The 19,276-nt window shown below is 68.9% G+C and carries 18 protein-coding genes and 1 pseudogene; 16 read left to right on the top strand and 3 right to left on the bottom strand.

Annotated features, from left to right (window positions below; translation table 11 throughout):
• The first annotated feature begins 28 nt into the window (after positions 1 to 28).
• Both WAE60_RS23580 and WAE60_RS23575 read left to right on the top strand, forming a co-directional pair.
• Positions 29 to 679: a LysE family translocator gene (locus WAE60_RS23580; RefSeq protein WP_337689142.1), complete on the top strand. Its 651-nt coding sequence runs from the start codon at positions 29 to 31 to the stop codon at positions 677 to 679.
• Positions 680 to 791: 112 nt separating this feature from the next.
• On the top strand, positions 792 to 1,400 hold the full coding sequence (locus WAE60_RS23575) for a hypothetical protein (protein ID WP_035018297.1): 609 nt from the start codon (positions 792 to 794) through the stop codon (positions 1,398 to 1,400).
• A gap of 60 nt (positions 1,401 to 1,460) precedes the next feature.
• Here the strand turns inward: WAE60_RS23575 and WAE60_RS23570 are convergent, their stop codons facing one another.
• A complete protein-coding gene (locus tag WAE60_RS23570) occupies positions 1,461 to 2,243 on the bottom strand; it encodes an SDR family NAD(P)-dependent oxidoreductase (RefSeq protein ID WP_029910940.1) in 783 nt (260 codons plus the stop codon).
• A 54-nt stretch (positions 2,244 to 2,297) separates the two neighbouring features.
• Between WAE60_RS23570 and WAE60_RS23565 the strand changes: the two genes are divergently transcribed.
• A complete protein-coding gene (locus tag WAE60_RS23565) occupies positions 2,298 to 2,720 on the top strand; it encodes a YkvA family protein (RefSeq protein WP_337689138.1) in 423 nt (140 codons plus the stop codon).
• A gap of 763 nt (positions 2,721 to 3,483) precedes the next feature.
• Positions 3,484 to 3,756, top strand: a pseudogene (locus WAE60_RS23560) (DUF6624 domain-containing protein); the annotation flags it as partial.
• Positions 3,757 to 3,759: 3 nt separating this feature from the next.
• On the opposite strand, the gene WAE60_RS23555 reads toward WAE60_RS23560, so the two are convergent.
• Both WAE60_RS23555 and WAE60_RS23550 read right to left on the bottom strand, forming a co-directional pair.
• A complete protein-coding gene (locus WAE60_RS23555; protein ID WP_337689137.1) occupies positions 3,760 to 6,081 on the bottom strand; it encodes a GH92 family glycosyl hydrolase in 2,322 nt (773 codons plus the stop codon).
• Positions 6,082 to 6,191: 110 nt separating this feature from the next.
• A complete protein-coding gene (locus WAE60_RS23550) occupies positions 6,192 to 6,851 on the bottom strand; it encodes a hypothetical protein (protein ID WP_337689136.1) in 660 nt (219 codons plus the stop codon).
• Between the two features lie 1,260 nt (positions 6,852 to 8,111).
• On the opposite strand from WAE60_RS23550, the gene WAE60_RS23545 reads away from it, so the two are divergent.
• The 12 genes from WAE60_RS23545 to WAE60_RS23490 form a co-directional block, all read left to right on the top strand.
• Positions 8,112 to 8,663, top strand: a complete 552-nt coding sequence (locus tag WAE60_RS23545) for a hypothetical protein (RefSeq protein WP_337689135.1) — start codon at positions 8,112 to 8,114, stop codon at positions 8,661 to 8,663.
• A gap of 184 nt (positions 8,664 to 8,847) precedes the next feature.
• On the top strand, positions 8,848 to 10,122 hold the full coding sequence (locus WAE60_RS23540; protein WP_337689134.1) for a glutamate-5-semialdehyde dehydrogenase: 1,275 nt from the start codon (positions 8,848 to 8,850) through the stop codon (positions 10,120 to 10,122).
• Positions 10,088 to 10,741 carry a nicotinate-nucleotide adenylyltransferase gene (locus WAE60_RS23535; RefSeq protein ID WP_337689133.1) on the top strand — a complete coding sequence of 218 codons (654 nt, stop codon included), beginning with the start codon at positions 10,088 to 10,090 and terminating at the stop codon, positions 10,739 to 10,741. Before WAE60_RS23540 ends, WAE60_RS23535 begins: the two co-directional genes overlap by 35 nt.
• A gap of 95 nt (positions 10,742 to 10,836) precedes the next feature.
• On the top strand, positions 10,837 to 11,262 hold the full coding sequence (gene rsfS / locus WAE60_RS23530) for a ribosome silencing factor (protein ID WP_197026693.1): 426 nt from the start codon (positions 10,837 to 10,839) through the stop codon (positions 11,260 to 11,262).
• A 76-nt stretch (positions 11,263 to 11,338) separates the two neighbouring features.
• Positions 11,339 to 11,803 (top strand): 23S rRNA (pseudouridine(1915)-N(3))-methyltransferase RlmH, encoded by a 465-nt coding sequence (rlmH, locus tag WAE60_RS23525; protein ID WP_337689132.1) that lies wholly within the window; start codon positions 11,339 to 11,341, stop codon positions 11,801 to 11,803.
• Between the two features lie 237 nt (positions 11,804 to 12,040).
• Positions 12,041 to 13,078 (top strand): peptidoglycan DD-metalloendopeptidase family protein, encoded by a 1,038-nt coding sequence (locus tag WAE60_RS23520; RefSeq protein WP_337689131.1) that lies wholly within the window; start codon positions 12,041 to 12,043, stop codon positions 13,076 to 13,078.
• 114 nt (positions 13,079 to 13,192) lie between these two features.
• A complete protein-coding gene (locus WAE60_RS23515; protein ID WP_337689130.1) occupies positions 13,193 to 14,584 on the top strand; it encodes a S41 family peptidase in 1,392 nt (463 codons plus the stop codon).
• 75 nt (positions 14,585 to 14,659) lie between these two features.
• Complete coding sequence (locus tag WAE60_RS23510) at positions 14,660 to 15,424, top strand: hypothetical protein (RefSeq protein ID WP_337689129.1); 765 nt, start codon at positions 14,660 to 14,662, stop codon at positions 15,422 to 15,424.
• Between the two features lie 252 nt (positions 15,425 to 15,676).
• Positions 15,677 to 16,657, top strand: a complete 981-nt coding sequence (locus tag WAE60_RS23505; RefSeq protein ID WP_337689128.1) for a phosphodiester glycosidase family protein — start codon at positions 15,677 to 15,679, stop codon at positions 16,655 to 16,657.
• An 80-nt stretch (positions 16,658 to 16,737) separates the two neighbouring features.
• Complete coding sequence (locus WAE60_RS23500; protein ID WP_029910916.1) at positions 16,738 to 17,919, top strand: divergent polysaccharide deacetylase family protein; 1,182 nt, start codon at positions 16,738 to 16,740, stop codon at positions 17,917 to 17,919.
• Complete coding sequence (locus WAE60_RS23495) at positions 17,916 to 18,410, top strand: RNA pyrophosphohydrolase (RefSeq protein ID WP_029910914.1); 495 nt, start codon at positions 17,916 to 17,918, stop codon at positions 18,408 to 18,410. Before WAE60_RS23500 ends, WAE60_RS23495 begins: the two co-directional genes overlap by 4 nt.
• Positions 18,411 to 18,433: 23 nt before the next feature.
• Positions 18,434 to 19,276 (top strand): alpha/beta hydrolase (locus WAE60_RS23490; protein ID WP_337689127.1); only part of this gene is annotated, 843 nt, incomplete at its 3' end.

The following is a 19,276-nucleotide window of genomic DNA, read 5'->3' as shown; positions in this document are numbered from 1 at the left end:
CGGCTAGTCCGGCGGGCGAGGCTTGGCTATGAGATCGGCCATGACCCTGCCCGTCGATCCCGCCCGCTACAGCGCCTTCCTGGTGGCGATGTTCGTCATGGCCCTGACGCCCGGGCCCGCCAACCTGTTCGCCATCGCCACCGGCATGCAGAAGGGCAAGGGCGCGGCGCTGCTGGGCGTGGCCGGCATGAACACCGCCACCCTGGTCTGGTTCGCCTGCTCGGCCCTGGGCCTGGGGGCGCTGATCATCGCCTTCCCCAAGGCCTTCCACCTGCTGGCCCTGGCCGGCGCGGCCTATCTGGTCTGGCTGGGCTTCAAGTCGATCCGCGCGGGCGTCCAGGACAAGGGGGGCGAGGGCGAAGGGGCGCACCGGACGTTCCGCATGAGCCGCTCGGCCTTTCGCGACGGCTTCGCCGTGCAGATCGCCAATCCCAAGATCCTGCTGTTCTTCGGCGCGGTCCTGCCGCCGTTCATCGACGTCCACCGGCCGCTGGCCCCGCAGCTCCTGATGTTCGCCGCCGCCACCATCGGCATGGACCTGATCAGCATGAGCAGCTACGGCCTGGGCGGGGCGGCCCTGGCCTCGCGGATGAACGAACCGGGGTTCCGCAAGGGTTTCGCGATCGTCGTCGGCGTGCTGCTGATCACCGCCGCCGGACTGATCGTGTCGCGCGGTTGATCTCCGCGTTGAAACGCATTGGCCTTGGCGAAACCACAAAGCTGGGCCATGCATTTATAGTAATGGAACGAAACGACGATTTTCGCCGAGATTCCGAGTGAAGGGATGCGCCATGATTAATCGCAAGACCATCGCCGGCAGGGCCCGGATGGTCGCGGCCGTGGCGCTCGCCGCCCTCCTGACGGCCTGCGCCACCGCCACCCCGTACCAGCCGAACATCGCCGGCCAGAAGGCCCAGGGCGGGTTCTCCGACCGACGGCTCGAGAGCGACCGCTACCAGGTCAATTTCGCCGGCAACAGCATGACCTCGCGCGAGACCGTCGAGCGCTATCTGCTGTACCGCGCCGCCGAGGTCACCGTGCAGGCCGGCTACGACTGGTTCGAGACCGCGGACCGCCGCACCGACCGCCAGGCCCGCGCCGTGATCGACAATTACGGCTACGGTCCCGGCTGGGGCGGCTACGGCTATGGCTGGGGCGGTCCGTACGGCTATTGGCGTCCGGCGTGGCGCGGCTATTACGGCGGCTACTGGGGTCCGTGGGGCGACCCGTTCTGGGGCGGCTCCACCGAGGTCCGCACCATCGAGAAGTTCCAGGCCAGCGCCGAGATCCTACTGCACAAGGGCCCCAAGCCCGCCGGCGATCCCCGCGCCTACGACGCCCGCGAGATCATGACCAACCTGGGTCCGACCATCCAGCGTCCGGTCGCCTCGGCCGGCTGATCCGGTCTTCGCCGCGAAGTCAGGGCCTCCCCTCGGGGAGGCCCTTTTTCGTTCCGGCCCCTAGCGCGGGGCCATGCGGATGCCGCCGTCCAGGCGCACGTCCTCGCCGTTGAAGTAGCCGCAGGTGATCATGGTCAGGGCCAGCTGGGCGTATTCCTCGGGATTGCCCAGGCGCTTGGGGAACGGCACCGAGGCGGCCAAGCCCGCCTTCACCGCTTCCGGCGCGCCGTTCATCAGCGGGGTGTTGAAGATGCCCGGCAGGATGGTGTTGACGCGGATGCCCTCGCTCATCAGGTCGCGGGCGATCGGCAGGGTCATGCCGACCACGCCGCCCTTCGACGCCGAATAGGCCGCCTGGCCCATCTGGCCGTCCTCGGCCGCCACCGAGGCGGTGTTGACGATCGCGCCGCGCTCGCCGTCCACGCCCGGCTCCAGGTCCAGCATGCCCTTGGCCGACTTGGCGATGCAGCGGAAGGTGCCGACCAGGTTGATCTGGATGATGCGGTCGAAGGCGTCGAGCGGGAAGTGCTTGGTCTCGCCGGTGGCCTTGTCGCGGCCGGCGGTCTTGGCCGCGTTGCCGGTGCCGGCGCAGTTGACCAGGATGCGCTCCTGGCCGTGGGCGGCGCGGGCCTTCTCGAAGCCGGCGTCGACCTCGGCGTCCGAGGTGACGTTGACCTTGCAGAAGACGCCGCCGATCTCGGCCGCGACCTTCTCGCCGGTCGTCTCGTTCATGTCGAAGATCGCGACCTTGACCCCTTGGGCGGCCAGGGCGCGGGCGGTGGCCTCGCCGAGGCCCGAGGCGCCTCCGGTGACGACGGCGGCGACGGTGCTATCGAGTTTCATGGACGTTTCCTCAGCGGTTGCGTTTAATTGGTCCTTGAGGAGCGGTTTAACCCGATGAGCGCCGACGCCAAACCATCCCCCGACGTCAATCCCGAGGCCAACGCCCGCGACGTGCTGGACCCGGCCAAGGCGCTGGTCCCGGCCACGGTGCGGGTCAACGAGCAGCGGGTGGCCCGCGGCTTCTGGCCCAAGATCCGCAAGGTGGCGGCCAAGGTGCCGTTCGCGGCCGACGCCCTGTCGCTGTGGTGGTGCGCCAAGGACCCGGCCACGCCCACCGCCGCCAAGGGCATGATGTTCGCCGCCCTGGCCTATTTCGTCCTCCCGACCGACGCCATTCCCGACGTGCTGCCCGCCATCGGCTTCACCGACGACGCCGCCGTCATCGCCGCCCTGATCGCCATCGTCGGCAAGAACCTGAAGCCCCGCCACAAGGACGAGGCCCGGACCTTCCTCGACAAGCTGGGCGCCGACGACTGAGCCGGTCGCAACCTTGACCTTTCCGCGCGGAAGGGTCGAAATCAACCTGACGTTCATTTCGATCCGAGGCCTCGCGTGCTCCTGGCCCTGACCCTCGCCGCCGCCCTGGCCGCCGACGCCCCCGCGCCGTCGATCGCGCCCCTGCTGGCCGATCCGACCGCCGCCCGGGCCTTCGACTATATGACCCTGCGCGACCAGGTCGGCGTCGGCGGCCTGGCGGCCCTGAGCCAAGGCCTTGAGGCCTCCCTCGGCGAGCGCCTCAAGGCCGCGCCCGGCGCCTGCGAGACCGAGGCCGAGGCCCTCGTCCGCGTAGGTCTGGTCACCGCGCTCACGGCGAAGGACCCTGCCGCCTGGCGCGCCGACTGGAAGGCCGCCGACGAGAAGCGCGAGGCGCTCTACGTCCGCGTCGCCCGGGTGACGAAGGGCGAGGACGTCGGCGGCGCCGACTATGCCGGCGCCCGCGCCGCCGCGCGCAAGGCCGCGGCCGCCACTGATCCCCGCCGACGCCAGCTCTTCGCCCGCGTGGCCCGTGACCAGGCGATGCGCTACGCCATCCACGACATCTGGGCCCTGCCGACCGGCTCGATGCAGGACATGGTCAAGCGCCCCTTCCTGACCCGACTGTGCGAGGTGGACACCGACAACCTTGTCTGGCTGAAGGCGGAATGGCGCGAGAACGGCTGGTTCACCGCCGCCCGCGACGGCGCGGAGGCCAGCGGCAACGCCTGGCTGTTGGCCCCAGCACGCCGATCGGGACCCCGACTTCCAGCGCGCCCTGCTCCCGGTCCTGGCCCTCGCGACCGACATGCAGGGCAAGATCAACTACGCCTACCTGGCCGACCGGGTGGCCACCAACGCCGGGGAGCCCCAGGTCTACGGCACCCAGGGCCGGTGCGTCGGGCCGGGCCGCTGGGAGCCCGACACGGTCAAGGACCCGGTAGGGCTGGACGCTCGCCGCCTGGCGTTGGGCCTGGGCTCCGAGGCCGACTACCAGTCCCACTTCCAGGCCGTCTGCGCCAACTTCAAGGCCTCCTGAGCCCTATTTCCCGTACCCCGTCATCGACATCGGACGGTCCTTGGCCGCGCTGGCCCAGGCCTTGTTCGGCGCGGCGCTCATCGTGAAGACCAGCTCGCCCCCGGCCCGGATCTCGGCGTCGCGGAGGAAGCTCCGCGTCAGCGGCTTGCCGTTCAGGGTCACCGCGCCGACGTAGGGCTTGTCGTCCGCCAGCCCCACGGCCCGCACCGTGAAGCGCTTGCCGCCCTCCAGGTTCAGCACCGCCTTCTCCACGAACGGCCGGCCGATCACATATTCGTTCGAGCCCGGGGCGACGGGGTAGAAGCCCAGCGAGGTGAACACCAGCCAGGCCGACATCTGGCCCAAGTCGTCATTGCCCGACAGGCCGTCCGGCGTGGGCTTGTATTGGCTCTTCACGATCTGGGTCAGGCGGGCCTGTGTGCGCCAGGGGGCGCCGGCGTAGTCGTACATGTAGGCCACGTGGTGGCTGGGCTCGTTGCCGTGGATGTACTGGCCGATCAGGCCGGCGATGTCCTCGGCGTGCGAGTAGTCCAGCTTGGAGTTGTCGAAGTCGAACATGGCGTCCAGCTTCTTCACCGTCGCCGCGTCGCCGCCCAGCAGCCCGACGATCCCGCCCAGGTCCTGGGGCGCGAACCACGAATATTGCCAGGCGTTGCCCTCGGTATAGTCGCTGCCGTAGTTGATCGCCGTCGGGTCGAAGGGCGTGCGGTAGGTCCCGTCGCTCTTCCTGGCCCGCAGGAAGCCGGTCTTGACGTCGAAGCTGTTGCGCCAGTTCCCGGCCCGCTTCTCGAAGGTCGCGGCCACGTCGTTCCGTCCCATGGCCTTGGCCATGCGGGCGATGGTCCAGTCGTCATAGGCGTATTCGACGGTCTTGGAGGCGGCCTCCGGCTCCTTGTCGATCGGCACGTAGCCGAGGGCCATGTAGTCGCCCAGCCCGCCATAGGGGGCGTAGGTCGCGCTCTTGACCATGGCGTCCAGGGCGGCCTTCTCGTCGAAGCCCTTGAAGCCCTTCATGTAGGCGTCGGCGATCACCGGCACGGCGTGATAGCCGATCATCGTCCAGGTCTCCTGGCCGTGGAACTGCCAGACCGGCAGGATCCCGTAGGGGCTCTCCTGCTGCGAGGCGATCAGCGAATTGACCACGTCGCTGGTGCGCTTCTCCGGCTGGACCAGGGTCAGCAGCGGGTGCTCGGCGCGGAAGGTGTCCCACAGCGAGAAAGTCGAGTGGAAGGTGTAGCCCTTGGCTTGGTGCACCGCGTTGTCGGGCCCGCGATAGCGGCCGTCGACGTCGCTGAACACGCTGGGCGCCAGCAGCGAGTGGTAGAGGGCGGTGTAGACGCTGGTGCGCGTATCGGCCGGGGCCGCGATCTCGACCGCGCCCAGGGCCTTCTCCCAATCGGCACTGGTCCGCGCCCGCAGGCCGTCGAAGTCGAAGCCCTTCTCGTCGCTGGCGAGGTTCAGCACCGCGTTCTCTTCGCTGACCGACGAGATGGCCACCTTGGCGACCAGCGGCCCGTCGAGGGTCCCGAAGTCGAAGACCCCGACCAGGGCCCGGCCCTCCAGCTGGGCGCGGTCGAAGGGCGTGCGGCCCGGCTGGGCGAAGCCCTTGTAGGGGACGTCAGCTTCCTTGTTGTAGAGCGCCTTGCCGACCAGCGGCCGGTCGAAGCGGATGGCGAAATAGAGCTGGCGCCCCGGGGCCCAGCCGCGCGTCTCGCGCATGCCGGTGATGGTCCCGTCCTCGGCCACCCGGATGCGCGACCAGCTGACTTTGCCCGGATAGTTGTAGATCGAGGTGCGCAGGTCCAGCAGCACCTGGGCGCGGGCGCCCTTCTGGAAGCTGTAGCGGTGCATGCCGGTGCGCAGGCCGGCGGTCAGCTCGGCCCGCACCTGGCTGTCGGTCAGGGTCACGGCGTAGTAGCCGGGCTGGGCGACCTCGCCGTCGTGCGAGAAGCGCGAGCGGTAGCCCGAGCCCGGCTTGTCGGCCTCGCCGGGCTCCAGTTTGACCTCGCCCGAGATCGGGGCCAGCAGGATGTCGCCGAGGTCCGAGTGGCCCGAACCCGAGAAGTGGGTGTGCGAGAAGCCCAGGATCGTCGGGTCGCTGTAGCGGTAGCCGGCGGCGCGGGCGTAGCTCTGCTTGAACGGCAGGATGTCGGTGTCGGGGCTGAGTTGGACCATGCCGAACGGGGCGACCGCGCCGGGGAAAGTGTGGCCCTCGCCGCCCGTGCCGATGAAGGGGTCGACGGCCTGGTAAGGGGTCTTGTCCTGCGCCAGGGCGGGAGCCGCCGACAGAGCCGCGATCGCGGTCAGCACCAGTCCAAGACGCATGGGATTCTCCTCCGACTTCGGCCGGGACCCTAGCGGGCGAAGGGGCCGGCCGTCACCCGATTTAGGAAGGTTGGTTTCGTAAATCCCCGGGCGCGCCACACTCCCCGCCGTCAGAACAGGGCCAGGGGGATCAGCAGCGCGACGAAGAAGATCAGGGCCAGGACCAACGCCCCGACCGCCAGGCCCGCCGCCCGGACCACGCCGATCCCCAGCCGGCCGGCGAACCAGCGGGTCTGGGCGGTCAGGAACCAGGCCAGGCCGGCCAGCATCAGCAGCAGGCCGTAGAGATTGGAGACGTCCTGGCGCTGGAAGATGATCCCGCCGCCGATCATGATCACCGCGCAGGGGCCGGCCAGGTAGCACTGGGCGTAGAACGGCGGGCGCAGGCTCTCGCGCGACAGCCGCACGCCCTGGCGGCGCAGCAGCAGCACCGCGGCGACCAGCGGGATCAGGCTGAAGATCAGGGCGCGGAAAAGGGCCGCGTTCTGGGGCGAGTCGAAGATGGCGTGCTGCAGCGTACCGGCCAGCCGCGGCTTGGGCAGGTGCGCCATCAGGGCGATGCCGTTCATCAGCACCACGGTGATCAGCAGGAACAGCGGCGGCGTCAGGGCGTCGTCGTAGCGCCCGGCCTCGCCGTCGCCCTGCTCGGCGTCGGAATAGGCCATGGTCTCCAGCGGCCGGACCAGCACCCGCCACAGGGTCAGCGGATAGAAGACCAGCCACGACGTCGCCTCGAACAGGAACTCCTCGAAGCTGCGGAGAAGTTTCATGAAGTCCATGCGGGTCCTCGGGCGGCGCGGGGTCAGGGCGACGGTGGCAGGGTAACAGTCCCTCCCCCTGTGGGGGAGGCGATCGCGTCGCGATCGGTTGGGGGGAGGATTCGGATCGAAGATCGCAGGTTCGGCCATCTGCCGATCACTCCCCCCTCCGGCCTTCGGCCGCCTCCCCCACAGGGGGAGGGACTTTGATGACGCGGCTTCGCGATCTCACACGGCAAGCCGCTGAGTGAACGGAAAGGGCTGCGGAGCGCCGGACATCGTCCGGAGTGTTTGAGTAGTAACCGTTTCGACGAAGCCCGATCGCTCCGCGCGGTCGTTATCCGGAAGCGCGGCGGCGCTGAGCCCTATTCGGGCCTCGCCGCCTTGAAGCCTCCGACGGGCGGGCTGGATCAACGACTCCAGTCCCGGACCGCGGGCGTTAGACGCTCGCCTGTTGCTCTGATCGACCCTCACGTCACGTCGTATCTGTGGACCACGCCCGACCGGCACCAGAGACGTGAGGTGGACCCCGAAGGCCCGTCGACAAAGCTTCCCGCTCGATCGCCCCCCGCCGCCGCATCGGTCGCTGGCCATGCGCCCTTTCCGGTGCGGCGAGGTGGGTCAAGGATACGGGCGTCTGGGAGGGTGAGGACAAATCGGGTCGAAAAAGTTCAGGGCGTTGAAATCGCTGAGGTTCGTCTGCTATCCGCATAGGATAGACGCATCAGAATCCCTCTCTCTTTGAGAGAGGGAGGGGCCCGCCGCCGCAGGCGGTGGGAGGGTGAGAGGTTTCACCGCCTGCCGGCAAACCCCGAGCTGTTGGGCACCTCCAGGGGAATCCAGACTTCCACTCTCATCGCGGCCGCCAAGTCATGCCGCTCCTCATCAGAGCCTTGTCCTGAGAGATTGTAACCTCTCACCCTCCCACCGCTTCGCGGCGGGCCCCTCCCTCTCTCTATGAGAGAGGGTTCAAGGAACGCGCGCTCCTCCGCCCCCCTGACGTCATCGCCAGCGGCGAGGCCTCGCCTTAGACCCTTGGAGGCGAGCCTGCTCTGGCGTCCGGCCGTGTCAAGGACCGCCCCTGGCGGCCGCGTTGCGGCGGCGCGACGCGCCGTCCTTGACACGGCCAGACGCCAGAGCTCCGATCCACCAAGGGTTTAAGGTGAGGCTTTATCCGCCGGGGCGGATAGAGCCTCACCCACGGGTTCCACTCGGCAGTCCGAGAGTCGAAGACTTTGACGTCTATGATTTTTGCTTCGGGGGAAGATGGCAATGAAATCACAAAGTACGAGGCAGGTTGAACTTAAATATATTAGACTTCAAACCTTTATTGCAGGAACTAGCCTTATTTCGACATTAGCCATGTCAGCTATTGGGCTATGGATAGGCGTACAAATAAACGAAAACTCTGAAATCCAAAGACGCCACGAGCGCGAAGAACAATCCAAGGCCGATACAGCCAGAAAAAAAGATGAATTGGATTTCAATTGCCTCAATATGATTGTGCAACTCTCCAACACTAGCGAAAAGTTGGGAAAAAATTCTGATGAAGTCGCAAATATTGCAGAATCCATAGAAGGAAAATGTCAAAAATCATCTGTAATATCGTCGTTGACATTTATATATAAAAACAAACACTCCATGGTACGCGATACGGATTCTTTTATTAAATGGGCGTACTCAAATGGATATTACAAACTAGAGGACGTTGAAAATGGATACAAGGTATACAAGAGCGCATGCGCAGCATGTAATGAACCAATTAAAACGTCCGACGAGATCGCCAATGATTTCGAGAATTGGGTATCTTCGCACGAGAAATGAACAGGACATACTTACGCCTTGCAACAAACCCCGTCTTCAATAGGCCCCAACTTATCCAAGTCGTGGATAGCGAATAGCATCCCCAGCCCCGCTAACACCCCCACCACCCTTTCCCCATTCCCCCGCCGCCCCAAAGCGCCTAGGTAAGGCTCACTCTGAGCATATCCGGGATCGGATGAAGGCGATGGACGACGCGGGCATGAGCTTGCAGGCGACGATGACGGCGATGGGGCAGGCGGCTCGGCACGGGGCGCAGGCCCTGCGCGTGGCCACGCCAGACCAGCGCACCGCCGCCCTCAAGGCCATGGCCGCCGCCATCCGCGCCGATGCCGACACGATCCTGGCCGCCAACGCCCGCGACCTCGACAAGGCCGGGGCCGGCGGCCTGACCGCGCCGATGGTCGAGCGGCTGATGCTGAACGCCGCCCGCCTGGAAGGCGTGGCCGCCGGGGTCGAGGCCGTGGCGGCCATCCCCGATCCGCTGGGCGTGGAGACCGCCCGCTGGACGCGCCCCAACGGCCTGGACATCGCCCGGGTGCGCACGCCGATCGGCGTGATCGCCATGATCTACGAGAGCCGGCCCAACGTGACCGCCGACGCCGCGGCCCTGTGCGTGCGCTCGGGCAACGCGGTGATCCTGCGCGGCGGGTCCGAGTGCATCCACTCCAACCTCGCGATCCACGCGGCCATCGCCAAGGGGCTGAAGGCGGCGGGGATCTCGACCGACGCGGTGCAGATCGTCCGCACGCCCGACCGCGACGCCGTCGGGGCGATCCTGGGCGGGCTGGACCGCGCCATCGACCTGATCATCCCCCGGGGCGGCAAGAACCTGGTCGCCCGGGTCCAGCAGGAGGCCCGCGTGGCCGTGCTGGGCCACCTGGAGGGGCTGAACCACGTGTTCGTCCACGCCGCGGCCGATCCGAAGAAGGCCGTCGAGATCGTGCTGAACGCCAAGATGCGCCGCGTGTCGGTGTGCGGCGCGGCCGAGACCCTGCTGGTCGACCGGGCGGTGGCGGAAGCCCTGCTGCCGTCCATCGCCGACGCCCTGATCAAGGCCGGTTGCGAGCTGCGCGGCGACGGCCCCTCACGGGCCATCGAGCCGACGATGAAGCCGGCGGTCGAGGCCGACTGGTCCACCGAATACCTGGCGCCGACGATCTCGGTGGCCGTGGTCGACGGGGTGGACGGCGCGGCCGCCCACATCGCCGCCTACGGCTCGGGCCACACCGACGCGATCCTGACCGAGGACCCGGCGGCGGCCGACCGGTTCGTGGCGCTGGTGGACAGCGCCATCGTGCTGGTCAACGCCTCGACCCAGTTCGCCGACGGCGGCGAGTTCGGCTTCGGGGCCGAGATCGGCATCGCCACCGACAAGCTTCACGCCCGCGGCCCGGTCGGGGCCGAGCAACTGACGACGTTCAAGTATGTGGTTCGCGGGACCGGCCAGACTCGTCCCTGAAGCCGGTCGCCCCTCGGCGCAGAGGCTCGGGTTCCATCTGGAGCCCGGCATGCGCGTGGGCCTGTTCGGCGGCAGCTTCAACCCGGCGCACGAGGGCCACGCCCACGTGGCCGAGACCGCCTTGCAGCGCCTGGAGCTGGACAAGGTGATCTGGCTGGTCTCGCCGCAGAACCCGCTGAAGTCGTCGCACGAGACGCGGCCCCTGGCCGAGCGGATGGCCGGCGCGCGGCGCTGGGCGCGCGGGAACGGGATGATCGTCTCCGACGCCGAGACGCGGCTGGGGTCGCAATACACCATCGACACCCTGCGGGTGCTGCGGGCCCGCTATCCGCGCGTGAAGTTCGTCTGGATCATGGGCGCCGACAGCCTGGCCACCTTCCACCGCTGGCGGGGCTGGACCCAGATCATGCGCGAGGTGCCGGTGGCGGTGATTTCGCGGCCGTGGATCGCCCTGAAGGCCCGCACCTCGCCCGCCGCCCGCCGCTTCGCCTTCGCCCGCTTGCCCGCCAGCGCCGCCGCCGTCCTGGCCGACGCCACGGCGCCGGCGTGGGTCTATCTGACCGGCCCGCTGAACTACGCCTCGTCGACGGCGCTGCGGAAGCGGCAGGCCAAGGGATAGGGCCCAAATCCGCCCCGCGACGACGACCCCCCTCATCATTTGGAGTCTTCCATGCTATGGGAGGGCTTGCGCGAACCCATCAAGGAGCATTTCCGCTGCGTAGCGACCCCGCGCCGACGGCGCACGAGGGAACGGTTTCCACCGAAACCTCGACCAACGAGTCCGAGCTGGACCTGAGTATCAAGGCCCTCGAGACCCTGATCCTGAACCGTCTCGACGACGACAAGGCCCAGGACATCGTCCACATCGACCTGACGGACAAGAGCTCGGTCGCCGACAGCCTGATCGTGGCGTCCGGCCGGTCGCACCGTCACGTCGGCGCCCTGGCCGACCACATCATCCGGGCCCTCAAGGAAAACGGCTTCGGCAAGGCGCGGGTCGAAGGCCTGCCGCATTGCGACTGGGTGCTGATCGACGCCGGCGACGTGGTGGTCCACCTGTTCCGCCCGGAAGTCCGCTCGTTCTACAATATCGAGAAGATCTGGGCCGTCGACGCGCCGCACCGGCTGGCGTCGAACTAAACCGCTTCGTCTCCCCCGGCCCGGTCACTGACCTGAAGACCGGGGGATGCCGGGCCTCGCCCCGCCTGGACGCGCGATGAAGATCACCATCCTCACCGTCGGAAAGCTCGGCCGCATGGTCGAGGCGCAGCTGGCCGTGGACTACGCGTCCCGGGCCACGGCGTCCGGTCGCGCCCTGGCCCTGGGCCCGGTCGAGATCGTCGAGGTCGAGGCCCGCAAGCCCGGCAAGGCCGCCGAGGCCGAGGTGCTGCGCCCGCACCTGGAGGGCGCCTACGTCGTCGCCTGCGACGAGCACGGCAAGGTGCGCCCCAGCCGCGCCTTCGCCGAGCATGTCGGCCGGCTGCGCGACGACGGGCACCGCAGGGTCGTGTTCCTGATCGGCGGCGCCGACGGCCTGGACCCGTCGATCCTGGCCGTCGCCGACGAGATGCTGGCCTTCGGGCCCCAGACCTGGCCGCATGCCCTGGCCCGGGCGATGCTGGCCGAGCAGGTCTATCGCGCCGTGACCATCCTGGCGGGCTCGCCTTATCACCGCGATTGAGTTTCAGACCCCGCTCATCCCCTCCCCCGTCATCCTCGGACTTGTTCCGAGGACCCCTGTTTCAGCTTCGTTGCCCGAGCAGGGTGCGCGCGGCGTCGGCGGAGCCTCGATCCGCGAACGACAACACGGCGGACCTAGGGGTCCTCGGAACAAGTCCGAGGATGACGGACGTTGAGGGTTGAAAGGGCGGACGAGAACCGGTTGTCGCTGCACCCCAATCCGGGCATTGATCGACCCATGTCGCGTCGCGTCGCCATCATCGTCGTAAGCCTGCTGGGCCTCGCGCTCGGCGGTGCGACCGTGGTCGCCGCCCAGGTCAGCCAGAAGCAGAGGGACGAGCAGGCCGCCGCCGACACCCGCCGCGAGATCGCCGACCTGCGCGGCGAGCTGGACGCCTTGGGCCGCCAGCGGGTGGACGCCGGCGACGACGTCGACCTCAAGCGCGCCCGGCTGGAGGCCCTGCACCAGCGCGAATCGGCCCTGACCGCCGAGCTGGGCCGCGACCGGGGCCAGTTGGCCCGGCTGCTCAGCGCCCTGCAGCTCTTCCGCCGCGATCCGCCGCCGGCCCTGCTGGTCAGCCCCGGCGACGCCCGCGACGCGGTGCGGGCCGCGATCCTGATCCGCGCCATGACCCCCGAGCTGCAGGCCCGGGCCGACGGCTACGCCCGCCAGGCCCGCGCCGTCTCGGCCCTGCGCCGCGAGGCCGCCGCCGCCTCCGAGCAGCTGTTCACCGCCGAAAGCCTGGTCGCCGACCGCCGCGGCGAGCTGGAGCGGATGATCGTCGAGAAGACCCAGCTCGAGCGCGCCTACGCCCAGGAGGCCCTGACCGGCGACGACCAGGGCACGCTGGGCGCCCTGACCGACGGCCTGGCGCCCAAGCCCGCCACCGGGCCCTTGAAGCTGAGCTCTCCCGCGCCCGGGCCGCTGGCCCGGCGGTTCGGCCAGGCCATGCCCGCCGGCGGCCGCGCCACGGGCCTGACGATCCGCACGGAAAAGGGTCACGTCGTGGCCAGCCCCGCCGCCGCCGTGGTCGAATACGCCGGACCGCTGAATGGCTGGGGGACGGTCTTGATCCTGCGCGCCCAGGGCGCCTACCATCTGGTGCTGGCGGGAATGGACGAGGTTTCCGTCGGACCCGGACAATCTGTCGCACCCGGCGCGACGGTTGGCCGGATGGTTAATCAGGGCTCTTCGAAGCCAGAACTCTATTTCGAGGTCCGTGAGGACGGCGTCCCGGTCGATCCGGAGCGCTGGTTGAAACAGGGATCGCGGTAAACGGCTTTTTCAGCGATGATGGCCGTTAAATGAACAAGGCTTCGCCTCAGTAACGGGCTGAGCGAGACCTTTCAATGCGACGCCTAGCGTCGTCCAGGGAGCCTTCCAGGCCACATGCGCAAGTACCTGCTCATCGGTGTTTCGGCCTTCGTCCTCGGCGCGGGGACCATGGCCTACATCAGCCCCATCGCCCAGGCGACCAGCTCGACCAAGGGCCAGACCTACAAGATGCTGGAGCTGTTCGGCGACGTCCTGCAGACGGTCGACGCCCAGTACGTCTCCGAGGTCGACAACAAGAAGCTGATCGAGGCGGCCCTGGACGGCATGCTGACCAGCCTGGACCCGCACTCGGGCTACCTATCGCCCGACAGCTTCGAGGACATGCAGGACACCACCCGCGGCGAGTACGGCGGGCTGGGCATCGAGGTCACCAGTGAAGACGGCGTGGTCAAGGTGATCTCGCCGATGGACGGCACGCCCGCCGCCCGCGCCGGCATCCAGGCCGGCGACTACATCACCTCGGTCAACGGCCAGTCGGTGCTGGGCCTGACGGTCAACGAGGCGGTCAAGCAGATGCGCGGCCCGGCCGGCGAGTCGGTGACCCTGACCATCGCCCGCGAGAAGACCGACCCGTTCGACGTCAAGCTGACGCGCGAGATCATCAAGCCCAAGGCCGCCATCGCCCGCATGGAAGGCGACTACGGCTACGTGCGCCTGCCCGGCTTCAACGAGAAGGCCACCGACGCCCTGACGGCGGCGATCACCGAGCTGAAGACCAAGAACCCCAACATGAAGGGCCTGGTCTTCGACCTGCGCAACAATCCCGGCGGTCTGCTGGACCAGGCCGTGGGCGTCTCGGACGTGTTCCTGGACGGCGGCGAGGTGGTCAGCCAGCGCGGCCGCGACCCGCGCGACATCCAGCGCTACAACGCCAAGCCCGGCGACCTGCTGAACGGCCTGCCGGTGGTGGTGCTGATCAACCAGGGCTCGGCCTCGGCCGCCGAGATCGTCGCCGGCGCCCTGCAGGACCGTCACCGCGCCGAGCTGGTGGGCATCACCAGCTTCGGCAAGGGCTCGGTCCAGACCGTGATCCCGCTGCGCGGCGGGGCCGACGGCGCCCTGAAGCTGACCACGGCGCGCTACTTCACCCCGTCGGGCCGCTCGATCCAGAAGACCGGCATCGCGCCCGACCTGGAAGTGGCCCAGACCAAGGAGCAGGCCCAGGACATCGCCAACCGCGTGTGGTTCAGCGAGGCCAGCTTCAAGAACGCGCTGAACGCCGACGAGGGCAAGAGCCGCCAGGGCGTCCACACCCCGGCCGAAGCCCCGCCGCCCGGCTTCGACGAGAAGAAGGGCGACTTCCAGCTGGACCGCGCCATCGCCGTGCTGAAGGCCGGCTCGGTCCAGGCGGTGCCCAAGCTGCCCAAGCCGGCCGCCAAGATCGCCGAGGTCACCGCCAAGGCGGCGGCCGCGGCGGGCAAGGCCCCGCCGGTCGAAAAGAAATAACGGGAAGGGCCGGCCCAGCGCCGGCCCTTTTTCGTTTCGGCGGGCCGCGAATTCAAACATCCGGACGGGAGCGTGATGGCCTCCAACGATGTCCTGCTGGCGATCGGCGTCTTCGTCGCCCTGACCGCCGCCGCCCTGATCACCCTGCTGGTCTGCGAGCGGGTGGAGCACGACCAGCGCGCCAAGGCCGCCGGCAACGTGGTGCGCACCGTCTCCAACATCTTCGCCCTGATGACCTCGCTGGTGCTGGGGGTGATGATCACCTCGGCCCGCACCACGTTCGAGGAGACCGACCGCAGCGTCCACGCCCTGGCCTCGCAGCTGATCGTGCTGGACCTGACGCTCAGCGAATACGGACCCGAGGCCGACCCGACCCGCGAGCAGCTCCGGCTCTACGCCCGCCAGGTGCTGCACGACGCCTGGCCCGACCGGGCCGCCGCGCCGGCCAAGGTCGCGACCAGCGACGTGCTGTTCTCCCGGATGAGCGACGGCCTGCGCAAGCTGCGCCCGGCCAATGTCGACCAGCGCAAGATCCGCGACGACGCCCGCACCCAGCTGGAGGCCCTGTTCGAGGCGCGCTGGGAAGTGACCGGCCGCTCGCAGGACGCCGTCGGCGGCGGGGCGTTCGTCTTCGTGCTGGCCGCCTGGCTGATCGTGATCTTCTCGGGCTTCGGCTACCAGGCGCCGATGAATGTCCTGGTGGTGGTGATCTTCGTGGTCTCGGCCGCCCTGATCGCCGGGACCCTCTACCTGGTCATGGACATGGAGCAGCCCTTCCGAGGGACCATCCGCGTCTCGCCGGCCCCGCTGGAGCGGGCGCTAGTGGAGATGGCGCGCTGAAGCCCGGACGACGCCTAGTCGATCGCCCCTCCCTAAAACTCCCGTCATTCCGGGCCTTGTGCCCGGAACCCCTGGTTCAGCCCGCACGTGAAGCGCCTTGGCGCGCCAGCGCGCCACTCCTCCGCACCTGCGGCGGATGGAGGGGTCCCGGGCACAAGGCCCGGGATGACGGGAGTTGGGGGGATCGCGGCTTTCGCCCGGGACGAGCGCTGCAATTCGAAGTAGAGTTGGCGCTCCAGGGGAGGGCGTCTGATGCCACGGGTGATGCTGCGGGCGATGCTCGCGCTCGTGTTCGCGATCCTGGCCTTGGGGGCCGCCACGGCGAACGCCCGGTCATCGGCCAACTGCCAGTACCAGAACCCGACCTCGCCCCAGAGCCTGTTCCCGGGCGTCTCCTACCAGGCGGTGACCGTCGTCTGCAGCGCCCAGCCGCAGCAGCACACGACCCTGGCCCATGTGCTGAGCATCGACGTCGGCTCGGGTTCGATCACCCTGGACTCGTCCGCCGCCGCCAGCGGCGCCACGTTCGGCCTGACCCTGCCGTCCCAGTTCCTGACCGCGACCAAAGCCGCCCTGGCGGTCAACGCCAACCTGTTCGCCGCCAACTGCTGCTACTATTCGGCCGCGCAACAGGGCTGGCCGACCCAGCTGTGCGGCTGGCAGGTCAGCGGCGGCGTGACCCAGTCGCCCCAGGGCGCCAAGCCGACCGGCTGCCAGGCCGACTATCCGTTCAACGCCAGCCTGGTCCAGATGAAGGACGGCGAGGTCCGGATCCTCTATTCCAACACCCCCCAGGCGATCGAATTTCCGGTGGTCACGGCGGTGACCGGCAGCCACATGCTGGTGTTCGGCGGCAAGAGCCTGGGGCCGTTCAGCGGCTCCAGCACCGACTTCTTCGGCCCCAACGCCCGCACCCTGGCCGGCCTCTCCAAGGACCGGAAGACCCTGTGGCTGGTCGCCCTGGACAAGGCGTCCACCGGCCTGACCCTGGACGAGGCGGCGGCCGTGATGCTGCACCAGGGCGCCGCCGCCGCGATCAACCTGGACGGCGGGGGCTCCAGCACCATGGTCCAGGCCTCCGGCGGCGGCTTCGCCTTCCTGAACGTCCCGCCCGACCCGGCCAAGACCTGCCTGGCCGGCTATCCCAGCAACCAGGACCCGGCCACCTGCGAACGCCTGGTCGGCGCCAGCCTGGGAATCCATGTCGCGGGCCAGGGCGCCCGGCCGAAGTGACGGGACGGAGAGGCGGCGGGCCATTCCGTCGCACCTTTCATTAACCATATGTTCGGCGCTTCCGGGCTAAATCCCGGGGCATGGCCGTGACCTTCTCCCGCAAGCCCGCCTATAGCGCCGACGCGCCCGCGTCCGGACGCGAGAGCGGCGACCTGCGCGCCAAGGTCCTGGCGGCCGCCGCCAACCCCTTCATCGGCGCCAGCGCCGCGGCCTTCCTGTTCCTGCTGAGCCTGGCCCTGCTGGTGCTGGTCACCGGCGACCCCAACAAGGGCTCGCCCCTGGTGCGGGTGGCGCTGGACAAGGTGGGCGCCACCAAGAACGTCCCCGAGGGCTGGCGCGACGCCCTGACCCCCGAGCGCGACGGCGAGGCGCCGCTGCTGCCGGGCGCCCTGGACCTGTCGAACCTGCCGTTCCTGGGCCACGACGACGCCGCCGAGGCGGAAGGCCCGGCGATCGCCGCCCCGCCGCCGGCCGCCTCGGCCTCCGGTCCCCTGCCCGCCGCGCCGATCGCCGGCCTCTACGCGCCCGGTCCCGGCGGCGGCTCGCTGCCGGTGATCGCCCCCGACGGCCGCATGGCCTCGGAAGCCTACGCCCGCCCGTTCACCGCCGACGGTCGCCCGCGCGTGGCCCTGGTGATCGGCGGCCTGGGCCTGAACCCCCAGACCACCCGCCAGGCCATCGAGACCCTGCCGCCCGAGATCACCCTGTCGTTCGCGCCCTATTCCGAGGGTCTGCAGGGCTGGATCGACCTGGCCCGCAGCCATGGTCACGAGGTGCTGCTGGAAGCGCCGATGGAGCCGGTCGACTATCCGGCCAACGACCCGGGCCCCTACACCCTGATCGCCTCCAACCGCCCCGAGGACACGGTGCGCAAGATGGAATGGCTGATGTCGCGGGCCACCGGCTACTACGGCCTGACCAACTATCTGGGCTCGCGCTTCGTCACCAGCGACACGGCCATGACCACCTTCACCCTGGCCTTGAAGGCCCGGGGGCTGGCCTTCATCGACGACGGCCAGGCGTCCTTGCGCGGCGGTCCGATCCCCCGCGCCTCGGCCGACCGGATCATCGACGACGAGCTGGCCGCCGGCTCGATCGACGGCCAGCTGAAGATGCTGGAGGTCGGCGCCGCCGGCCGCGGCCAGGCCCTGGGCTCGGGCTTCGCCTATCCGGTGACGATCAACCAGGTGCGCCTGTGGGCCGCCGGCCTGTCGGGGAGGGGCTTGCAACTGGCCCCCGCCTCGGCCATGGCCAAGCGATGAGCCGCAGCGAAACCTCCGACTATCCTGATCATCGTCCCAATGTCGGCGTCGTCCTGTTCCACCCGGACGGCCGCGTCTGGCTGGGCAAACGGCACAACCAGCCGCCGCCCCACAACTGGCAATTCCCGCAAGGGGGAGTCGACGAGGGCGAGGATTTGCTGGCCGCGGCGCGTCGCGAGCTGGCCGAAGAGACCGGCGTCACTTCGATCGAGTATCTGGCCCGCACCGAGGGTTGGCTGATCTACGACTTCCCCGCCGACTTCGCCGCGTCGAAAAAAGCCCGTGGATTCAAGGGCCAGAAGCAGGTCTGGTTCGCCTTCCGCTTCCTCGGCGACGAATCCGAGATCGATCTGGAGGCCGACGCCCACGTCGAGTTCGACGCCTGGAAATGGGGCGCTCTCGACGAAACGCCCGAACTGATCGTACCTTTCAAACGCGCGGTGTACGAACAGGTCGTTTCCGCGTTCAGTGGGTTCGCGCTCGGGGGCTGAAATCCGGCGCTGGGGAGTATGGAATGGCGGACACGATCCTGCTGATCCACGGCTACGGTTGCGCTGGGGACGTCTGGGATCCCATGGCCGCGAGGCTGCGGGCCGAGGGCTACCGCGTGGTGGCGCCGACCATCCGCTCGGCCGTGCGGACGGTCGAGGGTCCCCGGGCCGGCCTGGCGGGCCTGACCCTGGCCGACTACGTCGCCGAGATGAGCGCCCTGGCCCAGTCCCTGGCCAAGGAGGACGGCAAGAAGCCGATCGTCTTCGGCCACTCCATGGGCGGACTGATCGCCCAGAAGGTCGCCGAGGCCGGCCTGGCTGAACGCCTCGTGCTGTTCGCCCCCGCCTCGCCGACCGACGCCCGCGGCAAGCCCAAGCTCTCGCCGGTCTTCACCTTCCTGAACATGGCCCTGCAGTCCAAGCCCGAGACCCGGGCGGGCAAGATGTGGAAGACCGGCTTCAAGTTCGGCGTCATGAACGTCGTGCCGCCCGCGCGCCACGACGCGCTGTACGCGACCATGGTCCACGACAGCGGCCAGGTGCTGGCCGACCTGGCCTGGCCGCACAAGGATCCGAACAGGACCGCCCATGTCGACGCCGCGAAAGTGACCGTCCCCGTGCTGGTCCTGGCCGGCGCTCTGGATCGCACCACGCCTCTCGAGGACGTGCGCCTCGTCGGCCGGAAATACCCGGCCGCCGACCTCAAGATCTACCCCAACAACGCCCATTACCTGATAGACGAGCCAAACACGATGAGCATTCTCGACGACGTCCTCGCCTGGCTGACGGGCAAGCCCAAAGCCGCTCCGACCACGGCTCCGGCGCCCGCCCCGGCGGCCAAGGCCGAGCCCGTGAAGGCCGCGGAG

Origin of the sequence: Caulobacter sp. CCG-8, assembly GCF_037402475.1 — a bacterium.
In the GTDB taxonomy this organism is placed as follows: Bacteria; Pseudomonadota; Alphaproteobacteria; order Caulobacterales; family Caulobacteraceae; genus Caulobacter.
This window is presented reverse-complemented; position numbering and strand designations above follow the sequence as displayed.

Bases quoted from the DNA above. Each gene is read 5' to 3' on its own strand.
- WAE60_RS23535 (WP_337689133.1), top strand. From the start codon at position 10,088: ATGTGGTTCGCGGGACCGGCCAGACTCGTCCCTGAAGCCGGTCGCCCC.
- rlmH (WP_337689132.1), top strand. From the start codon at position 11,339: ATGAAGATCACCATCCTCACCGTCGGAAAGCTCGGCCGCATGGTCGAG.
- WAE60_RS23540 (WP_337689134.1), top strand. From the start codon at position 8,848: ATGGACGACGCGGGCATGAGCTTGCAGGCGACGATGACGGCGATGGGG.
- WAE60_RS23500 (WP_029910916.1), top strand. From the start codon at position 16,738: ATGGCCGTGACCTTCTCCCGCAAGCCCGCCTATAGCGCCGACGCGCCC.
- WAE60_RS23495 (WP_029910914.1), top strand. From the start codon at position 17,916: ATGAGCCGCAGCGAAACCTCCGACTATCCTGATCATCGTCCCAATGTC.
- WAE60_RS23550 (WP_337689136.1), bottom strand. From the start codon at position 6,851: ATGAAACTTCTCCGCAGCTTCGAGGAGTTCCTGTTCGAGGCGACGTCG.
- WAE60_RS23575 (WP_035018297.1), top strand. From the start codon at position 792: ATGATTAATCGCAAGACCATCGCCGGCAGGGCCCGGATGGTCGCGGCC.
- WAE60_RS23510 (WP_337689129.1), top strand. From the start codon at position 14,660: ATGGCCTCCAACGATGTCCTGCTGGCGATCGGCGTCTTCGTCGCCCTG.
- WAE60_RS23565 (WP_337689138.1), top strand. From the start codon at position 2,298: ATGAGCGCCGACGCCAAACCATCCCCCGACGTCAATCCCGAGGCCAAC.
- WAE60_RS23555 (WP_337689137.1), bottom strand. From the start codon at position 6,081: ATGCGTCTTGGACTGGTGCTGACCGCGATCGCGGCTCTGTCGGCGGCT.
- WAE60_RS23520 (WP_337689131.1), top strand. From the start codon at position 12,041: ATGTCGCGTCGCGTCGCCATCATCGTCGTAAGCCTGCTGGGCCTCGCG.
- WAE60_RS23580 (WP_337689142.1), top strand. From the start codon at position 29: ATGAGATCGGCCATGACCCTGCCCGTCGATCCCGCCCGCTACAGCGCC.
- WAE60_RS23545 (WP_337689135.1), top strand. From the start codon at position 8,112: ATGAAATCACAAAGTACGAGGCAGGTTGAACTTAAATATATTAGACTT.
- WAE60_RS23570 (WP_029910940.1), bottom strand. From the start codon at position 2,243: ATGAAACTCGATAGCACCGTCGCCGCCGTCGTCACCGGAGGCGCCTCG.
- WAE60_RS23505 (WP_337689128.1), top strand. From the start codon at position 15,677: ATGCCACGGGTGATGCTGCGGGCGATGCTCGCGCTCGTGTTCGCGATC.
- WAE60_RS23515 (WP_337689130.1), top strand. From the start codon at position 13,193: ATGCGCAAGTACCTGCTCATCGGTGTTTCGGCCTTCGTCCTCGGCGCG.